The organism is Kribbella sp. VKM Ac-2571, assembly GCF_004362255.1.
GTDB lineage: Bacteria > Actinomycetota > Actinomycetes > Propionibacteriales > Kribbellaceae > Kribbella > Kribbella pratensis.
In genome coordinates this window covers 123,871-143,062 of the sequence record NZ_SNWS01000014.1, presented here as the reverse complement: position 1 = coordinate 143,062, position 19,192 = coordinate 123,871, and the positions used below count along the sequence as shown (strand labels likewise).

Genomic DNA, 19,192 nt, shown 5'->3' with positions numbered 1-19,192 from the left:
GCCCGGGCCACCTGACCCGGGCTCTGCACTGCGGAAACACTCAGACGTTGAAACCCAGCGCGCGCAGCTGGTCGCGGCCGTCGTCGGTGATCTTCTCCGGGCCCCACGGCGGCATCCAGACCCAGTTGATCCGGAAGTCGTTCACCAGGCCGTCGAGCGCCATCCGGGTCTGGTCCTCGATCACGTCGGTCAGCGGACAGGCCGCGGACGTCAGCGTCATGTCGATGATCGCCGTACTGGTGTCGTCGACGGTGATGCCGTAGATCAGGCCGAGGTCGACCACGTTGATGCCGAGTTCGGGGTCGACGACGTCTTTGAGTGCCTCGGTGACGTCCTCGACCTTGGGCGGCGTCGTGCCCGCCTGAGCAGCCTCGAGGTCGACCTCGGGCAGCTCGATCTTCTCGTCGGTCTGGTCAGGCATTCTTCACTCCTTCGTTGGCTGCGCCCTGTGTTGCCAGCGCCTGCGCCGTGGCATCGCGCCACGCCGACCAGCCCAGCAGTGCGCACTTCACCCGCGCCGGGAACTGCGCGACGCCCGCGAACGCGACCCCGTCCTCCAGAACCTCTTCGTCCGGTTCGACATTCCCCCGGCCCTGCATCAGTTCGAGGAACTTCTCGTACGTCGCCATGCCCTCGGCCACCGGCTTGCCGATCACCAGGTCCGACATCACCGACGTGGCCGCCTGGCTGATGGAGCAGCCGACGCTGTCGTGCGTGACGCCCTTGACGGTGTCGCCGTCGAGCTCGACCCGGAGCGTGACCTCGTCCCCGCAGGACGGGTTCACGTGGTGCACCTCCACGTCGTACGGGTCCGCGAGACCCGCGTGATGCGGGCTCCGGTAGTGGTCCAGGATGATCTCCTGGTAGAGGCTGTCGAGCTGCATTATCAGTCCACCTTGAAGAACGATCGGACGAACCCGAGCCCGTCGACGAGCGCGTCGATCTCCTCGGGAGTCGTGTACAGGTAGAAAGACGCTCTGGTCGACGATTGCATTCCGAACCGCTCGTGCACGGGCCGCGCGCAGTGGTGCCCGGCGCGGACCGCGATCCCCCGGGTGTCCAGCACGGTCGACACGTCGTGCGGGTGGACGCCGTCCAGCGCGAAGCTGATCGCGCCGCCGTGATCCGTCGCGTCGGTCGGGCCGAGCAGCGTCAGGCCGGGAACCGTCTTCAGCCCCTCGAGCGCGTACTCGACGATCGCGTGCTCGTGCGCGGCGATCTTGTCCATCCCGATCCCGGACAGGTAGTCGACGGCCGCACCGAGCCCGACCGCCTGCGCGATCGGCGGCGTACCGGCCTCGAACCGGGCCGGCGGGGCTGCGTAGGTCGAGCCGGTCATCCGGACGACCTCGATCATCTCGCCGCCGCCGAGGAACGGCGGCAGCTCGGCGAGCAGCTCGTACCGGCCCCAGAGCACGCCGATGCCGGTCGGGCCGACGACCTTGTGACCGGTGAAGACCAGGATGTCCGCGCCCAGCGTGGACACATCGACCGGGAACTGCGGGACCGCCTGCGACGCGTCCACCACCACGGTCGCGCCGACCGCGTGCGCCTTGGTCGCGATCTCGGTGATCGGGTTGATCGTGCCGAGCGCGTTCGACACCCAGGTGAGGGCGACGACCTTGGTGTTCTCGGTCAGCAGCTCCTCGATGTTGCTGAGGTCCAGCCGCCCGTCCTCGGTCACGCCGAACCACTTGAGTGTCGCGCCGGTCCGCTCGCACGCCAGCTGCCACGGGACGATGTTGCTGTGGTGCTCCATCTCGGAGACCACCACGACATCGCCCGGCTTCAGCGCCGCGCCGAGCGTGTGCGCGGCCAGGTTGAGCGCCTCGGAGGCGTTCTTGGTGAAGACGATCTCGTCCCGGTTCGGGGCGCCGATGAACGCGGCCACCTTGTCCCGGCCGCCCTCGTACGCCGCCGTCGCCTCGGCACCGAGCTGATGCATGGCCCGCGCGACGTTCGCGTTGTGCTGGAGGTAGTGGTCCTCGATCGCCTGCACGACCTGGCGCGGCTTCTGCGAGGAGTTCGCCGAGTCCAGGTAGACCAGCGGGAACCCGCCCGCGAGTTCACGGGACAGGATCGGGAAGTCCGCCCGGACCGACTGCAGGTCCAGCGGGCTGCTGAAGGTCCGGGTGGTGGTCATGCCTTCGTGCTCGCCTTCAGGAAGCGCTCGTAGCCGTTGGCTTCCAGCTCCTCGGCCAGCTCCGGGCCGCCCTCCTCGGCGACGCGGCCGTCGACGAAGACGTGTACGAAGTCCGGCTTGATGTAGCGCAGGATCCGCGTGTAGTGGGTGATCAGCAGGACGCCCTTGTCACCCTGGGACGCGAACCGGTTGACGCCCTCGGAGACGATCTTCAGCGCGTCGATGTCGAGGCCGGAGTCGGTCTCGTCGAGGATCGCGATCTTCGGGTTCAGCAGCTCCAGCTGGACGATCTCGTGGCGCTTCTTCTCACCGCCGGAGAAGCCCTCGTTGACGTTGCGCTGACCGAAGGTGGGGTCCATGTCCAGGTCGGACAGCGCCTTGTTCACGTCCTTGACCCAGGTGCGCAGCTTCGGCGCCTCGCCGTCGATCGCGGTCTTCGCCGTCCGCAGGAAGTTCGCCACCGACACCCCCGGCACCTCGACCGGGTACTGCATCGCCAGGAACAGGCCGGCCCGGGCGCGCTCGTCGACGGCCATGTCCAGCACGTCCTCGCCGTCCAGGGTCACCGTGCCGCTGGTGATGTTGTACTTCGGGTGCCCGGCGATCGAGTACGCCAGCGTCGACTTGCCGGAGCCGTTCGGGCCCATGATCGCGTGCGTCTGACCGCCGGCGATGGTCAGGTCGACGCCGCGCAGGATCTCCTTCGGGCCGTTCTCGGTGTCGACCGACACGTGCAGGTCGCGGATCTCGAGTGTCGCCATGAGGTTTCTTCTATCTCCGTCGTTTACAGGGATGCTTGGTTCAAGGGGTTCTTCACGTCGACGAGTACGTCGTCGCCGTCGAGGCGGACCGGGTAGATCGGCACCGGGTCGTAGGCCGGCAGGCTGGTCGGCTCGCCGGTGCGCAGGTCGAAGCGGGACCCGTGCAGCCAGCACTCGATCTCGCACTCGCCGACATCGCCCTCGGACAGCTGGATCTGCGCGTGCGAGCACTCGTCCCGCACCGCGAAGTACTGTCCTTCGCTCTTCACGACCGCGACCTCCACACCGCCGACCTCGACCGGGATCACACCCTCGTCGGGGACGTCGGCGGCGGCGCAGGCGCGCTCGAACGTGTCGCTCATCGTGTCACTCTCACTGCCCGACGACCGCCTTGGCCGACGCGCTCAACTCCGCGGCCCGCGCCAGCTTCTGCTCGATCACGTCGTGCAGGTGCTCGGTGACCTCAGGTACGCCGATCTTGCCGATGATGTCGTTGAAGAAGCCGGACACCACCAGCCGCCGCGCCGCGTCCTCGGGGATACCGCGAGCCTGCAGGTAGAACAGCTGCTCGTCGTCGAAGCGGCCGGTCGCGGACGCGTGGCCGGCGCCCTCGATCTCGCCGGTCTCGATCTCCAGGTTCGGCACCGAGTCGGCGCGGGCGCCGTCGGTGAGCACCAGGTTCCGGTTCAGCTCGAAGGTGTCGGTACCCTCGGCCGCGGCGCGGATCAGCACGTCGCCGATCCACACCGAGCGGGCGTGGTCACCGGCGAGTGCGCCCTTGTAGAGCACGTTGCTCTTGCAGTTGGTGGCCTCGTGGTCGACGAAGAGCCGGTTCTCGTGGTGCTGACCGCCTTCGGCGAAGTACACCCCGAGGAGTTCCGCGTCGCCGCCGGGTCCGGCGTACCGGACGTTGGTGGCGACCCGGACGACCTTGCCGCCCAGGGTCACGACCACGTGGTGGAGCTTCGCGTCCCGCCCGACCAGCGCGTCGTGCTGGGCCAGGTGGATGGACTCGTGGTCACCCTGCTGGATGCTGACCACGCGGAGCTCGGAGCCGTCGCCGGTGACGATCTCGACGTTGCTGCCCAGCTCGCCCGCGCCGGTGTGATCGATGATCACGATCGCGCGGCTGTGCCGGCCGGCCTCGACGATCAGGTGGCTGAAGCCGCGGGCGCCGAGGCTCGCGACGTTCACGTGCACCGGCTCGGTCAGCTCGGCCTCGACCGGGATCCGCACCGCGAACGCCTCGCCCGCGTGGTTCCAGGCGACGGCCGCGGACCGGTCCTGCGGCTTGCCGACCTTCAGCGAGTCCGCCGCGACGGTCTCGAAGACGACGCCCTCCGGACCGGAAGCGTCGATCTTCGGGGTCTCGGTGCCGGCCGCGTCGTCGAACAGGGCCTTGAGCTGCTTGACCGGGGTGAAGCGCCACTCCTCCTCGCGCCCGTTCGGCACCGCGAAGTCGGCCACGTCGTACGACGTCGGCCGCTCGCTGCGCGCCTGGAGCGGGACCGGGGACCCCGGCCCGTGGGAGTGTGCCCGGTTGCCGGTGGCAACCAGCGTTTCAGCGGCGGACATCAGCCGACGGCCCCTTCCATCTGCAGCTCGATCAAACGGTTCAGTTCCAGCGCGTACTCCATCGGGAGCTCGCGGGCGATCGGCTCGATGAAGCCGCGGACGATCATCGCCATCGCCTCGTCCTCGGCCATGCCCCGGCTCATCAGGTAGAAGAGCTGGTCGTCGCTGACCTTGGACACGGTCGCCTCGTGCCCCATCGCCACGTCGTCCTCGCGGACGTCGACGTACGGGTAGGTGTCCGAACGGCTGATGGTGTCGACCAGCAGCGCGTCACAGCGCACCGTGGACTTGCTGTGGTGCGAGCCCGGCGCCACCTCGACCAGACCGCGGTACGACGTCCGGCCGCCACCGCGGGCCACCGACTTCGAGACGATCGAGCTGGAGGTGTACGGCGCGTTGTGCACCATCTTGGAGCCGGCGTCCTGGTGCTGGCCCTCGCCCGCGAACGCGACCGACAGGGTCTCGCCCTTGGCGTGCTCGCCCATCAGGTACACGGCCGGGTACTTCATCGTCACCTTGGAGCCGATGTTGCCGTCGATCCACTCCATGGTCGCGCCCTCTTCGCAGGTGGCGCGCTTGGTGACCAGGTTGTAGACGTTGTTCGACCAGTTCTGGATCGTCGTGTAGCGGCAGCGGGCGCCCTTCTTGACGATGATCTCGACGACCGCGGAGTGCAGCGAGTCGGACTTGTAGATCGGCGCGGTGCAGCCCTCGACGTAGTGCACGTAGGCGTCCTCGTCGACGATGATCAGGGTCCGCTCGAACTGGCCCATGTTCTCGGTGTTGATCCGGAAGTACGCCTGCAGCGGGATGTCCACCTTGACGCCCTTGGGGACGTAGATGAACGAGCCGCCGGACCAGACCGCGGTGTTCAGCGAGGCGAACTTGTTGTCGCCGACCGGGATGACGGAGCCGAAGTACTCCTTGAAGAGCTCCGGGTGCTCCTTCAGGCCGGTGTCGGTGTCCAGGAAGATGACACCCTGCGCCTCCAGGTCCTCACGGATCTGGTGGTAGACGACCTCGGACTCGTACTGCGCGGCGACGCCGGCGACCAGGCGCTGCTTCTCCGCCTCCGGGATACCGAGCTTGTCGTAGGTGTTCTTGATGTCCGGCGGCAGGTCCTCCCAGGAGGTGGCCTGCTTCTCGGTCGACCGGACGAAGTACTTGATGTTGTCGAAGTCGATCCCCGACAGGTCGGCGCCCCACGACGGCATCGGCTTGCGGTCGAAGAGCTTCAGGCCCTTCAGCCGCAGGTCGAGCATCCACTCCGGCTCGTTCTTCAGCGCGGAGATACCCCGCACCACGTCGGTGCTGAGGCCGCGCTGAGCGACCGCACCGGCGGCGTCGGAGTCGGCCCAGCCGTACTGGTAGTTGCCGAGGCCTTCCAGTTCGGGGTGAGCGGTTTGCGTCATCGTGTAGTCCTCGCAGCTTCGCCGTCGGATACAGGGGGAACCGGGCTGGCGCCCGGGATATGCGTCGTACAGACACCGTCGCCGTGGGCGATGGTGGCCAGTCGCTGCACGTGCTTGCCGAGGAGTCTCGAGAACACCTCGGTCTCGGCCTCGCACAGCTGGGGGAACTGCGCGGCCACGTGCGCGACCGGGCAGTGGTGCTGGCAGAGCTGGGCTCCGTGGCCCGCCTCCGCCGTGGAGGCGGCGTACCCGTCGGCCGTCAGGGCCTGGGCAAGCACCTCCGTCTTCTTGCTCTCGGGAGCCTGCGCGAGCAGCTCCCGGTAGCGCTCCTCCACCTCGGAGACCCGGCGCCGGGCGAACTCCGCCACGGCGTCGTCACCGCCGGCCTCGGCGATGAACCGCAGCGCGGTCGCCGCGAGGTCGTCGTACGCCTGGTGGAAGGCGTGCCGACCGGCGTCGGTCAGCACGAACACCTTCGCCGGGCGGCCGCGGCCGCGGGGGCCGTAGACGCGCTCCTCGCGCGATTCCACCAGGCCCTCGTCGAGCAGGTGGTCCAGGTGCCGACGAACCGCCGCCGGGGTGAGTTCAAGCCGTTCCGCCAGCACCGCGGCGCTGGACGGGCCGTTGGTCAGGATCGAGCGTGCGACCCTGTCCCTGGTGGACTCGTCCCGCGCGCCGGCAGCGCCGTGAGGCACGGCTCGGTCGGTCGCAGGAGTTTTCACAACATCAGTGTCGCGTAATTCCCCGGACCCTTCAAATAAGGGTCGCCTTACCGGTTCGGGCGCTCACGCGGGACCCGGGACCCGACCGTGAGCGAGGTCACTCCGGGCCGTTCTCTATGCTGCCGTTTGTGCCAGTCGCGGTGGAGATCGACAACCTCGTCGTGCGGTACGGCGAGAAGACCGCGGTCGACGGTCTCAGTCTCACCGTAGCCGCCGGCACCGTCACGGCCGTGCTCGGCCCGAACGGCGCCGGCAAGACCACGACCGTGGAGACATGTGAAGGCTTCCGGCGCCCGGACTCGGGCAGCGTGCGCGTCCTCGGCCTGGACCCGCTCGCCGACCACGACGAGCTGATGCCGAAGATCGGCGTGATGCTCCAGGAGGGCGGCGCCTGGTCGGGTGTCCGCGCGGTCGAGATGCTGAGGTACGTCGCCACGCTGCACACTCACCCGCTCGACGTGCCCGCCCTGGTGGAGCGCCTCGACCTGGGCAGCTGCGGGCGCACGCCGTACCGCCGGCTCTCGGGTGGGCAGAAGCAGCGGTTGTCGTTCGCGCTGGCGATCGTAGGACGGCCGGAGATCGCGTTCCTGGACGAGCCGACCACCGGCCTGGACCCGCACGGCCGCCGCGAGATCTGGCAGCTGATCCGCGACCTGCGCGACGACGGCGTGACAGTCGTGCTGACGACGCACGCGATGGACGAGGCCGAGCAACTGTCCGACCAGGTGCACGTGGTGTCGGCCGGCAAGGTGATCGCCTCCGGCACCCCCGACTCCCTCACCGAACACCACACCAAGTCCCTCGAGGACGTGTTCCTCGAACTGACCGCGCCGAAGCGGGAGACACCATGAGCAGCGCCGCGACGTACGCCCCGCGGCCGGGCAGCGCGCCCTGGCCGCGCAAGGTGCTCGCGCACACCCGGATGGAGTTCAAGCTGCTCGTCCGCAACGGCGAGCAACTGCTGCTCGCCCTGGTGATTCCGCTCGGCCTGCTGCTCCTCCTCGGCGGGACCGGCCTCGGCGAGCGGCTGCCGCTCGGCAGCGGCCGGCCGATCGACGAAGCGGTCCCCCGCGTGCTCGCGCTCGCGATCCTGTCCTCGTCGTTCACCTCGCTGGCGATCGCGACCGGCTTCGAGCGCCGGTACGGCGTCATCAAGCGACTGGGCGCCTCACCGCTGTCCCGCACCGGCCTGCTCGCGGGCAAGATCGGCGCGGTCCTGATCGTCGAGGTCATCCAGCTGGTCGTTCTGATCGGCACCGGGTTCGCGCTCGGGTGGAAGCCGATCGGCGGGTTCGAGGCCGTCTTCGGCGTCGTCCTCACGGTTCTGTGCGGTACGGCGGCCTTCGCGTCACTGGGTCTGCTGATGGCCGGCGTACTCCGGGCCGAGGCGACGCTGGCCGCGGCGAACCTGCTGTACCTGCTACTGCTCGTGGGCGGCGCGATCATGACGCCCGTCGACGAGTACCCGACTGGCATGCAGGGCGTCGTACGGCTGCTGCCGAGTGCCGCGCTGGCCAACGGGATCGCGAATTCCACTGTCGAAGGGGTGATTCCGTGGGCGGCGGCGCTCTCGCTGGCACTCTGGGCGGGGGTGCTGGGGTACCTGGTGTCCCGCACCTTCCGCTGGGACTGACCTTTAGAGTGTGCCGGTGATGACGACCGAGACCCCGCCCCAAGAGACTGAGCCAGTCAGCGGATTCTGGCGACTGGTTCCCGAGCCGAGCCTGGACGCCGTCCGGCGCTGGGGCTGGGCGTCGGTGGTCGTGAACATCGGCATCGTGGTCACCGGCGGACTGGTCCGGCTGACCGGCTCCGGGCTCGGCTGCCCGACCTGGCCGTCCTGCACCGACGACTCCTACGTCCCGCACGCCGCCCTCGGCATCCACGGCGCGATCGAGTTCACCAACCGGATGCTCGGGTTCGTCGTCGCGATCGTCGCGATCCTCACCTGGCTGGTCGTCATGCGCTACCGCCCGATCCGGCGGGACCTGCGCCGGCTGGCGACCGCGGCCGCGCTCGGGGTCCCGCTGCAAGGGGTGATCGGCGGCATCAGCGTGCTCACCGGCCTGAACCCGTGGATCGTCTCGGCGCACTTCCTGGTCTCGCCGGTCATCATCACGCTGACGGTCTCGATGATGCGCCGCTCGCGCACCAGCCCGTACCCGCACACTCCCCCGGTGGTCCGCGCGCTCGCCACCGCCTCGGTGGTGGCGGTCTGGCTGACCGTTGCCCTCGGCACCATTGTTACCGGGGCCGGGCCGCACTCGGGCGATCCGGAGACCGGCCGCAACGGTTTCGACCCCGAGCTGGTCGCCCAACTGCACGCCGACGTCGTCTTCGGCCTGCTCGGCATCTCGATCGCGCTGGTGATCGCGACCCGCGTGACCGCGACGTCACGGACGCTGCGCAAGCTCGCCGCCTGGTTGCTCGCCGTCGAGCTCCTGCAGGGCGCCGTCGGCTTCACGCAGTACTTCACCGGCCTGCCGTGGGGCGTCGTCCTCGTCCACATGTTCCTGGCCGGCCTACTGATCGCCCTCGTCACAGCCGTCTACGGCGAACGCGGAACCCCCGCCACCTGACCAACGCCCGACCGCTGCTGGGTGATCAGTACGTCGATGCCGTCCAGGATTCGGTCGAGGCCGAAGGTCACGTCGGCGTCGTGGATCTCGTCGGTGTACTGGTCGCCGGTCATCAGGGCGGCGAGGACCGAGTATCCGAGTTCGTGCAGCCGAGGCTCCAGGAACTGTGACACCGCTGCCGGGTCGACGGAGCTCGCGCTGCTGTCCCGCACATCGCGACGCGCATTGGCGATCCGCCGGGCATAACCGTCCAGCAGCAACGCGCACGACAGGCTTTCGGCGGGACTCAGCCCGGCACCGGTCAGCACCTTCAGGATCGCCTCTGCCCAGCCGAGCAGGTTCGGCGTCATCGGCGCCCCGCGGATGGGCAGATCACAGAGCCACGGGTGGACGTCGCACCGATCGACCATCGCCTGCGTCCAGACGGTCGCCGCGGCGCGCCAGTCCCGCGCGTCGGCGACCCCGTCCGGCGCCGGACCCCAGGCCGCGTCACCGAGCAGGACCAGCAGCTCGTCGCGAGACCTGACATACCTGTAGATCGCGTTGGCGGTCAGCCCGAGCCGCTGGGCGATCTTGGGCATCGACAACGCGGCGAACCCCTCGGCATCGGCGAGCTCCAGGGCCGCGTCGACGATCTGCTCGACGCTCTGCGTCGGCTTCCGGCCGAGCTTGTTCGACTTGGCGGGGTGGCCCCACGCCAGCACCAGCCCCGGCGGCAGGTGCGCATCGTCGGTCAACGGCATCAGGTCAGCTCCTCGTTTGACTTCGTGTGTACCTTACACTTTATATTAGTGAGACCCACACACGAATTCGTCCGGGATTGCGAGCGCGACATGAGACACCAGGAACGACGACCGCGGTTCGGCCTTTCTCGCCGGCTCGGAGTGCTGCTGACCGCGGCGTTGCTCTCGAGCTCCGCCGCAGCCTGTGGAGGCGCGGCCGATGCCGCGACGAGCAGCCGTGGTACGCCGGAAGCTCCCGCAGACACCGTGGTCTCGACGGATGCCGGGGCCGCACGCGGCACGCTCACGTCGGAGGCCCGGCTTTTCCAAGGAATTCCGTACGCCGCACCGCCGACCGGCCAGCTCCGCTGGGCATCGCCGCGACCCGCCGTGTCCTGGCGTGGCATCCGGGACGCCACCAAACCCGGGAATCGCTGCGCCCAGGCCAAAGGGCTGATCGACGAGGCCAGCACGACCGAGGACTGTCTCTACCTCAACGTCGCCACGCCACGCGACCGCGACGCACACAAGCTGCCGGTGATGGTGTGGATCCACGGCAACGGCTTCATCAGCGGCGCCGGCAGCCTGTACGACGCGCAGCAGTTGGCGAACAGCGGCCAGGTCGTCGTGGTGAGCCCCAACTACCGGCTGGGCATCTTCGGCTTCCTCGCCCATCCGGCGCTGGACCACGGCGGCGCTCGGCACCTCTCGGGGAACTTCGGCCTCGAGGATCAGCAGGCCGCGTTGCGGTGGGTCCGGCGCAACGCGGCGGCGTTCGGCGGCGATCCGGACAATGTCACGATCTTCGGTGAGTCCGCCGGCGGCACCAGCGTCTGTTCCCATCTGGTCGCCCCAGGATCGGCAGGACTGTTCCAGAAGGCGATCCTGCAGAGCGCCGAATGCACCGGACGAAAGTGGTCGCCCGGACCGCCGACCTGGTTTCCGCTGCCCCGCTCCGAGCGCGAGCAGCACGGCCTCGAGGTCGCGGCCAAGATCGGCTGCCCCAAACCAGAAGCGGCTGCGGCCTGTCTGCGAGACAAGCGCCCGGAGGAGCTGACCAAGTGGTCTGACGACGGGGTCGGTTCAGGACCCACAGTTGGCGGTGGCGTGCTGCCGCTCAGCCCGGATCGCGCCTTCGCAACCGGCCGCTTCAACCACGTACCGATCATCCAGGGGACCACGCGGGACGAGCATCGCCTGTTCACCGCGGCCATCGAAACAGCAACCGGTCAGGTGACCACGCCCGCCAGCTACAGCGCGGAAGTCCACACGCTGTTCGACAAGTCGGACGCGGAACGGGTCCTGGCCCGCTATCCCGTCGAACAGTTCCATTCGGCCGGCGAGGCTTTGTCGACCGTGGTCTCCGACTGGGCGTGGGGCTGCCCGGTCCTCGACCGAGATCGCGCACTCGCCGCGCGGACACCGCTGTACGCGTACGAGTTCGCCGACGAGACCGCTCCGTGGTTCACCACGCTTCCGAAACCCAACTTCCCGACCGGCGCGTTCCACGGCGCTGAACTGCAGTACCTCTTCGCCGACGAGCAACTCCCGGGCCCGAGCACTCCCGGGCAGAAAGAACTCTCCGCGACGATGATGAGCTACTGGACGCAGTTCGCACGCACCGGGAACCCGAACGGTCCGGGTCAGCCACGCTGGCAGCCGTTCCAGAACAAGGAGCACGTCCAGTCGCTCGCCCCCGCAAGAATCACCTCGGCCGACCTGGCCAAGGAACACCAGTGCGCCTTCTGGGCCTCGATCGGCTCCTGACCTGATCGACGCGGGGCACCCGCCACCTGGCGGGCGCCCCGCGCGTCACTCAGCAGACCACTCAGCAGACCACTCAGCAGATCAGTACTTCACTCGGTAGACCGCGCCAGGGCCGAAGACCGGTCCGGCGACGAACAACTGGCCCCACCGGTTGAAGGCCGTGCCGCCGGGCAGGTGCAATTGCCCGCGAACGAGCTCCCGCTTGTACCCCGCGCGGTGCCCCCTGCCCGGGTACTGCAGGAACAGGCCACCGATCGTCGAACCGCCGAGCTCGAACTGCAGCCAACTCGCGTTGTCGAGCTGGACCACAGCCAGCTGACCGCGCGGACCGCCGGCCAGATCGACGATCGACGTGTAGCCGTCGGCATACCGCTTGCAGGTCCCCTTGTTCGGCTTCAGCGGGTCACACACCGCGCCCACCGAGCCGGGCCTGATCCGCCAGATCTCGGACGTCCCCGGCGTGGCCGGGAAGCCCCGGAGCTCGCCGACGTACCAGTAGCCGTCGGATCCCACCGTCACCGAGGTGGCCACGGCTTCGGCGAGGATCGGCGTACCGGCCGGCGGCAGCGGGTTGCCCTCCGGGTCCTTGGCGGGCAGACCTGCCGGCACCTTGACCGTGCGTGGCTTCAGCCGGGCGACGGTCTTGATGTGGCCGTTCGGCCAGACCCGGAGCAGGTCGTTGTTCGCGGCATCGGACACCAGGACGGTGCCGTCGCTCAAAGCCGCGACGCCGAACGGGTTGGACTCGGTCGGCGAGTCGGCCTGGTTGTACGGGTCCGGGTCATGCGCCTGGTACTTCGCGATGTCGGCAACCACGACCGGTGACTTGCCCGGCCGCAACCGGAACAACGTCGCGCCGCCCGGTGGGGTGTCGCCTTCCGGACCGCCACCGCCGGTCAGGGCGTACGTCGTACCCCACTTGTTCGTGTCGATCGCCGGTGCGAATCCTCCCGGAACCTGGCCGAGCTTCCAGGTCCTGTGGCCGTCGGTCGCATAAACCGAGCCGTCGGTGACGCTGTAGATGACCTTGTTCTTGTACGTCGAGACGCCGCGCGGCCCGTCCAGGCCCGTTGCCACCGGCTTCAAACTCGAGTGATGGTTGCCACCGGCCTCCGCCTGCCCGGCAACCAGGACCGAACCGGCCAGCGCGAGTGCCGCGAGCGCGGCGATGCGTGTTCGTACCCCCATGTACTTCCCCCTGCCATCTGTGTCTCCCCAGGCGTGGAACCCCCTCCACAGACAGACCCCTATGGCAACACCAGATCACGATCAGGTCAACGGGAAAGCTCCCGGCGTCCGATCCGCGACGCTCAGTACAACCTTCAGTGCAGCTTTCAGTGCAGCTTTCAGTGCAGCCTTCAGTGCAGGAGCGGATCGATCGCCGCGGCGATGAACAGCAGCGCGAGGTAGATGTTCGAGAAGTGGAACAGCCGCATCGGCCGCAGGGCGGCGCCGTCTGCGCCGGTGTGGGCCCGGAGCAACAACCGGCGCGCCTCGCGGAGGAACACGAAACCGAGCACGATCGCGGCCAGCGGGTACACGAAGCCGGTGTCGCCGATCGGCCAGAGCGCCAGCGACGTGAGCACCATGACCACGGAGTACGCCATGATCTGCCGCGCGGTGGCGACCGGTGTGGCGACCACGGGGAGCATCGGCACGTCGACCGACGCGTAGTCCTCGCGGTACCGCATCGCGAGCGACCAGGTGTGCGGCGGCGTCCAGAAGAAGACGACCAGGAACAGCACGACCGGCGTCCAGGCCAGCTTGCCGGTGACCGCGGTCCAGCCGATCAGGGTCGGGAAGCAGCCCGCGATCCCGCCCCAGACGATGTTCTGCACGGTCCGGCGCTTGAGCACCATCGTGTAGCCGAAGACGTAGAACAGGTTCGCGGCCAGGGCCAGGCCGGACGACAGCCAGTTCACGAAGAAGCCGAGCTCGAGGGTGGCGAGCACGCCGAGGACGACGCCGAAGATCGTCGCCGAACGCGGGCTGACCGCATGCCGCGGCAGCGGGCGGCGGCGGGTCCGGCGCATCTGCTCGTCGATGTCGCGGTCGAGGACGCAGTTGATCGTGTTCGCGCTGCCGGAGGCCAGCACGCCGCCGATCAGCGTGGCCACGACCACCCCGAGACCGGGCACGCCACCGGCGGCCAGGAACATCACCGGCACGGTGGTGACCAGCAGCAGCTCGATGATGCGCGGCTTGGTCAGACCGACGTACGCCTTCACCACGTCGCGCACCGACGGACTCACCGTTGCAACTGATACAGCGGAAGCGTCCGGCAGCGGCGTCGGGTACGACGTCGTCGCGGCAGGACGCGGGTCGACGGCCGTCACGAACACCTCGAACAGAGTGGGTTGACGCCGGATGAGCGGCGCTGACGATTCAGCAGTCTACGACGCCCCGTAGGAGGGTTCTCGCACCCCCCTCCGATCGGCCGGGTGTGATGTCGGAGACGTCCGGGAACAGCACCAGTTACCAGCTGGTTGACAAGCCTTGGAGCAATGTGCAGCCGACAGGCCGCGTCACAGTAGGCTCTGCCTGAGACACCTAGAAGGTCACCATCGAGAGGAGCGCCGCCGGCGTGACGGAGAAGACCAGCCCAAAGCTTGAATGGACCGAACTGGACCAGCGCGCGGTCGACACCGTACGGGTGCTCGCGATGGATGCGGTCGAGAAGGTCGGCAACGGACATCCGGGTACCGCGATGAGCCTCGCACCGGCGGCGTACCTGTTGTTCCAGAAGGTGATGCGGCACAACCCGGCGGACGCCCACTGGGCCGGCCGGGACCGGTTCGTGCTGTCCGCGGGACACTCCAGCCTGACCCTGTACATCCAGCTCTACCTGGCCGGCTTCGGCCTCGAGCTGGACGACCTGAAGTCGCTGCGGACCTGGGGCAGCAAGACCCCGGGCCACCCCGAGTACCGGCACACCACCGGCGTCGAGACCACCACCGGCCCGCTCGGCCAGGGCATCGGCAACGCGGTCGGTATGGCGATGGCGGCCCGCCGCGAGCGCGGCCTGCTCGACCCGGACGCGCCGAAGGGCGAGAGCCTGTTCGACCACCAGATCTACGTGATCGCCTCCGACGGTGACATCGAGGAAGGCGTCTCCTCCGAGGCGTCGTCGCTGGCCGGGCACCAGAAGCTCGGCAACCTGACGATCATCTACGACGCGAACAAGATCTCGATCGAGGACAACACCGACGTCGCGCTGTCCGAGGACGTGGCCGCCCGCTACGCGGCGTACGGCTGGCACGTCCAGGACGTCGACTGGACGCTCGGCGGGACCGGTTACGAGGAGGACGTCCAGGCGCTGTACGACGCGCTGGAGGCGGCCCGGGCCGTGACCGACAAGCCGAGCTTCATCCGGCTGCACACGATCATCGGCTGGCCGGCCCCGAACAAGCAGAACACCGGCAAGATCCACGGCTCGGCGCTCGGCGCCGACGAGGTCGCCGCGACCAAGAAGGTGCTCGGCTGGGATCCGGAGCAGTCGTTCCAGGTCGCCGACGACGTGATCGCGCACACCCGCCGGGCGGTAGACCGCGGCAAGGCCCTGGAGGCCGAGTGGACCGCGAAGTTCGACCAGTGGAAGGCCGCGAACCCGGAGCGGGCGGCGCTTCTGGACCGGCTCTCCAAGCGTGAGCTGCCGGCCGGCTGGAAGGACGCCCTGCCGAGCTGGGACGCCGACCCCAAGGGGGTCGCGACCCGCGCCGCCTCCGGTGACGTGCTGACCAAGCTCGCGCCGGAGCTCCCCGAGCTGTGGGGCGGCTCGGCCGACCTGGCCGGCTCGAACAACACCACCCCGAAGGGCCAGCCGTCCTTCATCCCGGCGGAGTTCTCCACCAAGGAGTTCTCCGGCGACGAGTACGGCCGGGTCCTGCACTTCGGGATCCGCGAGCACGCCATGGGCTCGGTGCTGAACGGCATCGCGCTGCACGGCCTGACCCGCCCGTACGGCGGTACGTTCCTGGTCTTCTCCGACTACATGCGTCCGTCCGTCCGGCTGGCCGCGCTGATGCAGCTGCCGGTGACGTACGTGTGGACGCACGACTCGATCGGCCTCGGCGAGGACGGTCCGACGCACCAGCCGATCGAGCACCTCTCGGCGCTGCGGGCGATCCCGGGCCTGGACGTCGTACGGCCCGGTGACGCGAACGAGACGGCGGCCGCGTGGGCGACCATCCTCGAGCACACCGACCGCCCGGCCGGCCTGGCGCTGACCCGGCAGAACGTGCCGACGTTCCCGCGCGGCACCGACGGCTTCGCCACCACCGAGAACGTGCACAAGGGCGGTTACGTGCTGCTCGACGCAGATGACGCTGAGGGCACGCCGGACGTGGTGCTGATCGGCACCGGCTCCGAGCTGCAGATCGCGGTCGAGGCCCGCAAGGTCCTGGCCGACGAGGGCGTCAACGCCCGCGTGGTGTCGATGGTTTCCCGCGAGTGGTTCGACGAGCAGGACGACGCCTACCGCGAGTCGGTCATCCCGGCCGACGTGCGGGCCCGGGTCTCGGTCGAGGCCGGGATCGCGCAGAGCTGGCACGACATCGTCGGCGACGCCGGCCGCTCGGTGAGCCTGGAGCACTACGGCGCGTCCGCCGCGTACCAGACGCTGTACGACGAGTTCGGCATCACCACCGAGGCGGTCGTGCAGGCCGCGAAGGACAGCATCGCCGCCGCTGCGCAGATCAGCGGGCCGGGTGTGCCCCCGGGCCGCGCCGCCGCCGGGCCGGTCGGACCGGCCGACGCCAGCGGCACCGGACAGGCCAACTGAGACACCTGACAACAGAAGATTTGGGAAGAAGGCATCGGAACCATGAACGATCGCTTGAAAGCACTCGCCGACGCGGGTGTCTCCATCTGGCTGGACGACCTGTCCCGTCAGCGCCTGACCAGCGGCAGCCTGCAGGCGCTGATCGAGGACAAGCACGTGGTCGGCGTGACCACGAACCCGACCATCTTCGCCAAGGCCATCTCGGACGCCGACGCGTACGCCGAGACGATCGGCCGGCTGGCCGCCGAGGGCGTGTCCGTCGACGAGGCCATCCGGGTGATCACGACGAGCGACGTCCGGGACGCCGCCGACGTGTTCAAGCCGGCGTACGACGACTCCGAGGGCCAGGACGGCCGGGTGTCGATCGAGGTCGAGCCGACGCTGGCGCACGACACCGCGAAGACCGTCGAGCAGGCCAAGCAGCTGTGGGACATCGTCGGCCGGGAGAACGTGTTCATCAAGATCCCGGCCACCAAGGCGGGCCTGCCGGCGATCACCCAGACGCTGGCCGCCGGGATCAGCGTGAACGTGACGCTGATCTTCTCGCTGGAGCGCTACAAGGCCGTCGCGGACGCGTTCCTGACCGGTCTGGAGCAGGCCGTCGAGAACGGCCACGACGTTACCAAGATGGCCAGCGTCGCGTCGTTCTTCGTCAGCCGGGTGGACACCGAGATCGACAAGCGGCTGGACTCGATCGGCACCGCCGAGGCCAAGGCGCTGAAGGGCAAGGCCGCGATCGCCAACGCCCGGCTCGCGTTCCAGGCGTACGAGGAGATCTTCGCGTCCGACCGCTGGCGTGAGCTCGAGACCGCCGGCGCCAAGCCGCAGCGTCCGCTGTGGGCGTCGACCGGCACCAAGGACCCGTCGTACTCCCCCACCCTGTACGTCGACAACCTGGTCACCCGCGGCGTCGTGAACACGATGCCGGAGGCAACCATGAAGGCGGTCGAGGAGCACAGCGAGATCACCGGCGACACGGTCCGCGGCGACTACGCGGCCGACCGCAAGGTGATCGACGACCTGGAGAAGCTGGGCATCTCGTACGACGAGGTCGTGCAGCTGCTCGAGGACGAGGGCGTCTCCAAGTTCGACGCCTCCTGGTCGGAGCTGCAGGAGACCGTCGCGACGGCCCTCAAGGCGGCGGCCAAGTGAACACTCCGAAGGTAACCACGCAGAACGGCGACTGGGCCGAGGTCGTCGACAAGCTGGTCGCGGAGAAGATTGCGTCCCGGATCGCCGCGAAGGACGCGACGATCTGGGGCCCGGACGCCGAGTCCGAGGCCTCGATCCGGCTCGGCTGGGTCGACCTGCACGACACCTCGCGGCCGCTGCTGGCCGAGATCGAGGCGCTGCAGGCCGACCTGCGGTCCGAGGGCCTGGACCGGATCGTGCTGTCCGGCATGGGCGGCTCGTCGCTGGCTCCGGAGGTCATCACCCGGACGGCGGGCGTGGAGCTCGTCGTCCTCGACTCGACCGACCCGAGCGTGGTCAAGCGCGCGCTGGACGGTGACCTGTCGAAGACCGTGATCGTGGTGTCCAGCAAGTCCGGCGGGACGGTCGAGACCGACAGCCACCGCCGTACCTTCGCCAAGGCGTTCACCGACGCGGGTATCGACGCGGCCTCGCGGATCGTCGTCGTGACGGACCCGGGTTCGCCGTTCGAGAAGCTGTCGGCTGACGAGGGCTACCGCAAGACGTTCCTCGCGGACCCGAACGTCGGCGGACGGTACAGCGCGCTGACGGCGTTCGGCCTGGTGCCGTCCGGCCTGGCCGGCGCCGACATCGCCGAACTGCTCGACCAGGCGGCGGAGGCGGCACCGGCGTTGCAGGCCGACTCCACCGACAACCCGGCGCTGTGGCTGGGCGCGGTGCTCGCGGCCAGCGCGGGCCGGGACAAGGCGATCATCACAGCCGACGGTTCCGACATCGTCGGGTTCCCGGACTGGGCCGAGCAGCTGATCGCGGAGAGCACCGGCAAGAACGGCACCGGCGTACTCCCGGTCGCGGTCGAGGTGACCGCCCCGGAGCTGCGTAGCGAGGCTGCCGATCTCACCAACGCTCTGCTGGCGGAGAAGGCGACCAGCGGCGTGCCGACGGCACTGACGTCCGGTTCGCTCGGCGGTCAGTTCCTGCTGTGGGAGGTGGCGACGGCGGTAGCGGGCTACCTGCTCGGCATCAACCCGTTCGACCAGCCGGACGTGGAGAGTGCGAAGAAGGCGGCGCGTGGTCTGCTCGACGCGCAGCCGGAGCCGGAAGCGGCCGCGTTCACCGACGGCGCCGTGGAGGTCCGCGCCACCGAGGGCTTGCTCGACGGCGTGGACTCGCTGCAAGGCGCGGTCGACGCGCTGCTGGGCAAGCTCGAGCCGAAGGGCTACGTCGCCGTGATGGCGTACCTGGACTCCGAGCGGGACGCCGACCTGATCGCGATCCGGCCGGCGCTGGCGGCCAAGACGGACCGGCCGGTGACCTTCGGCTGGGGCCCGCGGTTCCTGCACTCGACCGGCCAGTACCACAAGGGCGGTCACCCGGAGGGCGTGTTCCTGCAGGTCACTGGTGCACACCCGACCGATGTGGAGATCCCGGACCGGCCGTTCACGTTCGGCACGCTGATCTCGGCACAAGCGGCCGGTGACGCGGGCGTCATCGCGGAGCGCGGCCGTCCGGTGCTGCGGCTGCACCTGACGGACGTGGCGTCCGGCGTACAGCAGCTTTTGTCCCTGTTCAAGTAACA

The 19,192-nt window shown here is 69.1% G+C and carries 18 protein-coding genes; 7 read left to right on the top strand and 11 right to left on the bottom strand.

Going from position 1 to position 19,192, the window contains the following annotated elements:
- Window positions 1–40: 40 nt before the first annotated feature.
- The 8 genes from EV651_RS28300 to EV651_RS28265 are packed head-to-tail and all read right to left on the bottom strand — an operon-like array spanning window position 41 to window position 6,613.
- Window positions 41–421, bottom strand: a complete 381-nt coding sequence (locus EV651_RS28300; RefSeq protein WP_133788294.1) for a metal-sulfur cluster assembly factor — start codon at window positions 419–421, stop codon at window positions 41–43.
- The gene (gene sufU, locus EV651_RS28295) at window positions 414–884 is read right to left on the bottom strand and encodes a Fe-S cluster assembly sulfur transfer protein SufU (protein WP_133788293.1); all 471 of its coding nucleotides are present in this window, start codon (window positions 882–884) and stop codon (window positions 414–416) included. The genes EV651_RS28300 and sufU overlap by 8 nt, the downstream gene beginning before the upstream one ends.
- 2 nt (window positions 885–886) lie before the next feature.
- Window positions 887–2,143 carry a cysteine desulfurase gene (locus EV651_RS28290; protein ID WP_133788292.1) on the bottom strand — a complete coding sequence of 419 codons (1,257 nt, stop codon included), beginning with the start codon at window positions 2,141–2,143 and terminating at the stop codon, window positions 887–889.
- Complete coding sequence (sufC, locus tag EV651_RS28285; RefSeq protein WP_133788291.1) at window positions 2,140–2,904, bottom strand: Fe-S cluster assembly ATPase SufC; 765 nt, start codon at window positions 2,902–2,904, stop codon at window positions 2,140–2,142. Before sufC ends, EV651_RS28290 begins: the two co-directional genes overlap by 4 nt.
- Window positions 2,905–2,927: 23 nt before the next feature.
- Complete coding sequence (locus EV651_RS28280) at window positions 2,928–3,266, bottom strand: non-heme iron oxygenase ferredoxin subunit (protein WP_131340840.1); 339 nt, start codon at window positions 3,264–3,266, stop codon at window positions 2,928–2,930.
- Between the two features lie 10 nt (window positions 3,267–3,276).
- The gene (sufD, locus tag EV651_RS28275) at window positions 3,277–4,479 is read right to left on the bottom strand and encodes a Fe-S cluster assembly protein SufD (RefSeq protein WP_133788290.1); all 1,203 of its coding nucleotides are present in this window, start codon (window positions 4,477–4,479) and stop codon (window positions 3,277–3,279) included.
- Window positions 4,479–5,891, bottom strand: coding sequence for a Fe-S cluster assembly protein SufB (sufB, locus tag EV651_RS28270; protein ID WP_133788289.1), 1,413 nt, complete (start codon window positions 5,889–5,891; stop codon window positions 4,479–4,481). Before sufB ends, sufD begins: the two co-directional genes overlap by 1 nt.
- On the bottom strand, window positions 5,888–6,613 hold the full coding sequence (locus tag EV651_RS28265) for a helix-turn-helix transcriptional regulator (protein ID WP_370353486.1): 726 nt from the start codon (window positions 6,611–6,613) through the stop codon (window positions 5,888–5,890). Before EV651_RS28265 ends, sufB begins: the two co-directional genes overlap by 4 nt.
- Window positions 6,614–6,741: 128 nt before the next feature.
- On the opposite strand from EV651_RS28265, the gene EV651_RS28260 reads away from it, so the two are divergent.
- The 3 genes from EV651_RS28260 to EV651_RS28250 are packed head-to-tail and all read left to right on the top strand — an operon-like array spanning window position 6,742 to window position 9,192.
- Window positions 6,742–7,464 carry an ABC transporter ATP-binding protein gene (locus EV651_RS28260; RefSeq protein WP_238157245.1) on the top strand — a complete coding sequence of 241 codons (723 nt, stop codon included), beginning with the start codon at window positions 6,742–6,744 and terminating at the stop codon, window positions 7,462–7,464.
- Entirely contained in the window at window positions 7,461–8,246 is a 786-nt protein-coding gene (locus EV651_RS28255) for an ABC transporter permease (protein WP_133788288.1), read from the top strand. Before EV651_RS28260 ends, EV651_RS28255 begins: the two co-directional genes overlap by 4 nt.
- 19 nt (window positions 8,247–8,265) lie before the next feature.
- A complete protein-coding gene (locus EV651_RS28250) occupies window positions 8,266–9,192 on the top strand; it encodes a heme A synthase (protein ID WP_133788420.1) in 927 nt (308 codons plus the stop codon).
- On the opposite strand, the gene EV651_RS28245 is transcribed toward EV651_RS28250, so the two are convergent.
- Complete coding sequence (locus EV651_RS28245) at window positions 9,162–9,935, bottom strand: TetR/AcrR family transcriptional regulator (RefSeq protein WP_133788287.1); 774 nt, start codon at window positions 9,933–9,935, stop codon at window positions 9,162–9,164. The genes EV651_RS28250 and EV651_RS28245 overlap by 31 nt on opposite strands.
- A 90-nt stretch (window positions 9,936–10,025) precedes the next feature.
- Here EV651_RS28245 and EV651_RS28240 point away from each other — a divergent pair, with 90 nt between their 5' ends.
- A complete protein-coding gene (locus EV651_RS28240) occupies window positions 10,026–11,681 on the top strand; it encodes a carboxylesterase/lipase family protein (RefSeq protein WP_133788286.1) in 1,656 nt (551 codons plus the stop codon).
- 81 nt (window positions 11,682–11,762) lie between these two features.
- Here the strand turns inward: EV651_RS28240 and EV651_RS28235 are convergent, their stop codons facing one another.
- Window positions 11,763–12,869, bottom strand: coding sequence for a ScyD/ScyE family protein (locus EV651_RS28235; RefSeq protein ID WP_133788285.1), 1,107 nt, complete (start codon window positions 12,867–12,869; stop codon window positions 11,763–11,765).
- Between the two features lie 170 nt (window positions 12,870–13,039).
- On the bottom strand, window positions 13,040–14,023 hold the full coding sequence (locus EV651_RS28230) for a heme o synthase (protein ID WP_166658821.1): 984 nt from the start codon (window positions 14,021–14,023) through the stop codon (window positions 13,040–13,042).
- 242 nt (window positions 14,024–14,265) lie between these two features.
- On the opposite strand from EV651_RS28230, the gene tkt reads away from it, so the two are divergent.
- From tkt to EV651_RS28215, 3 genes are read left to right on the top strand one after another with little or no spacing between them, the layout of a single operon-like run.
- Window positions 14,266–16,461, top strand: a complete 2,196-nt coding sequence (tkt, locus tag EV651_RS28225; RefSeq protein WP_133788284.1) for a transketolase — start codon at window positions 14,266–14,268, stop codon at window positions 16,459–16,461.
- 42 nt (window positions 16,462–16,503) lie between these two features.
- Window positions 16,504–17,613: a transaldolase gene (gene tal / locus EV651_RS28220; protein WP_133788283.1), complete on the top strand. Its 1,110-nt coding sequence runs from the start codon at window positions 16,504–16,506 to the stop codon at window positions 17,611–17,613.
- Complete coding sequence (locus tag EV651_RS28215; RefSeq protein ID WP_133788282.1) at window positions 17,610–19,190, top strand: glucose-6-phosphate isomerase; 1,581 nt, start codon at window positions 17,610–17,612, stop codon at window positions 19,188–19,190. The genes tal and EV651_RS28215 overlap by 4 nt, the downstream gene beginning before the upstream one ends.
- Window positions 19,191–19,192 lie beyond the last annotated feature (2 nt).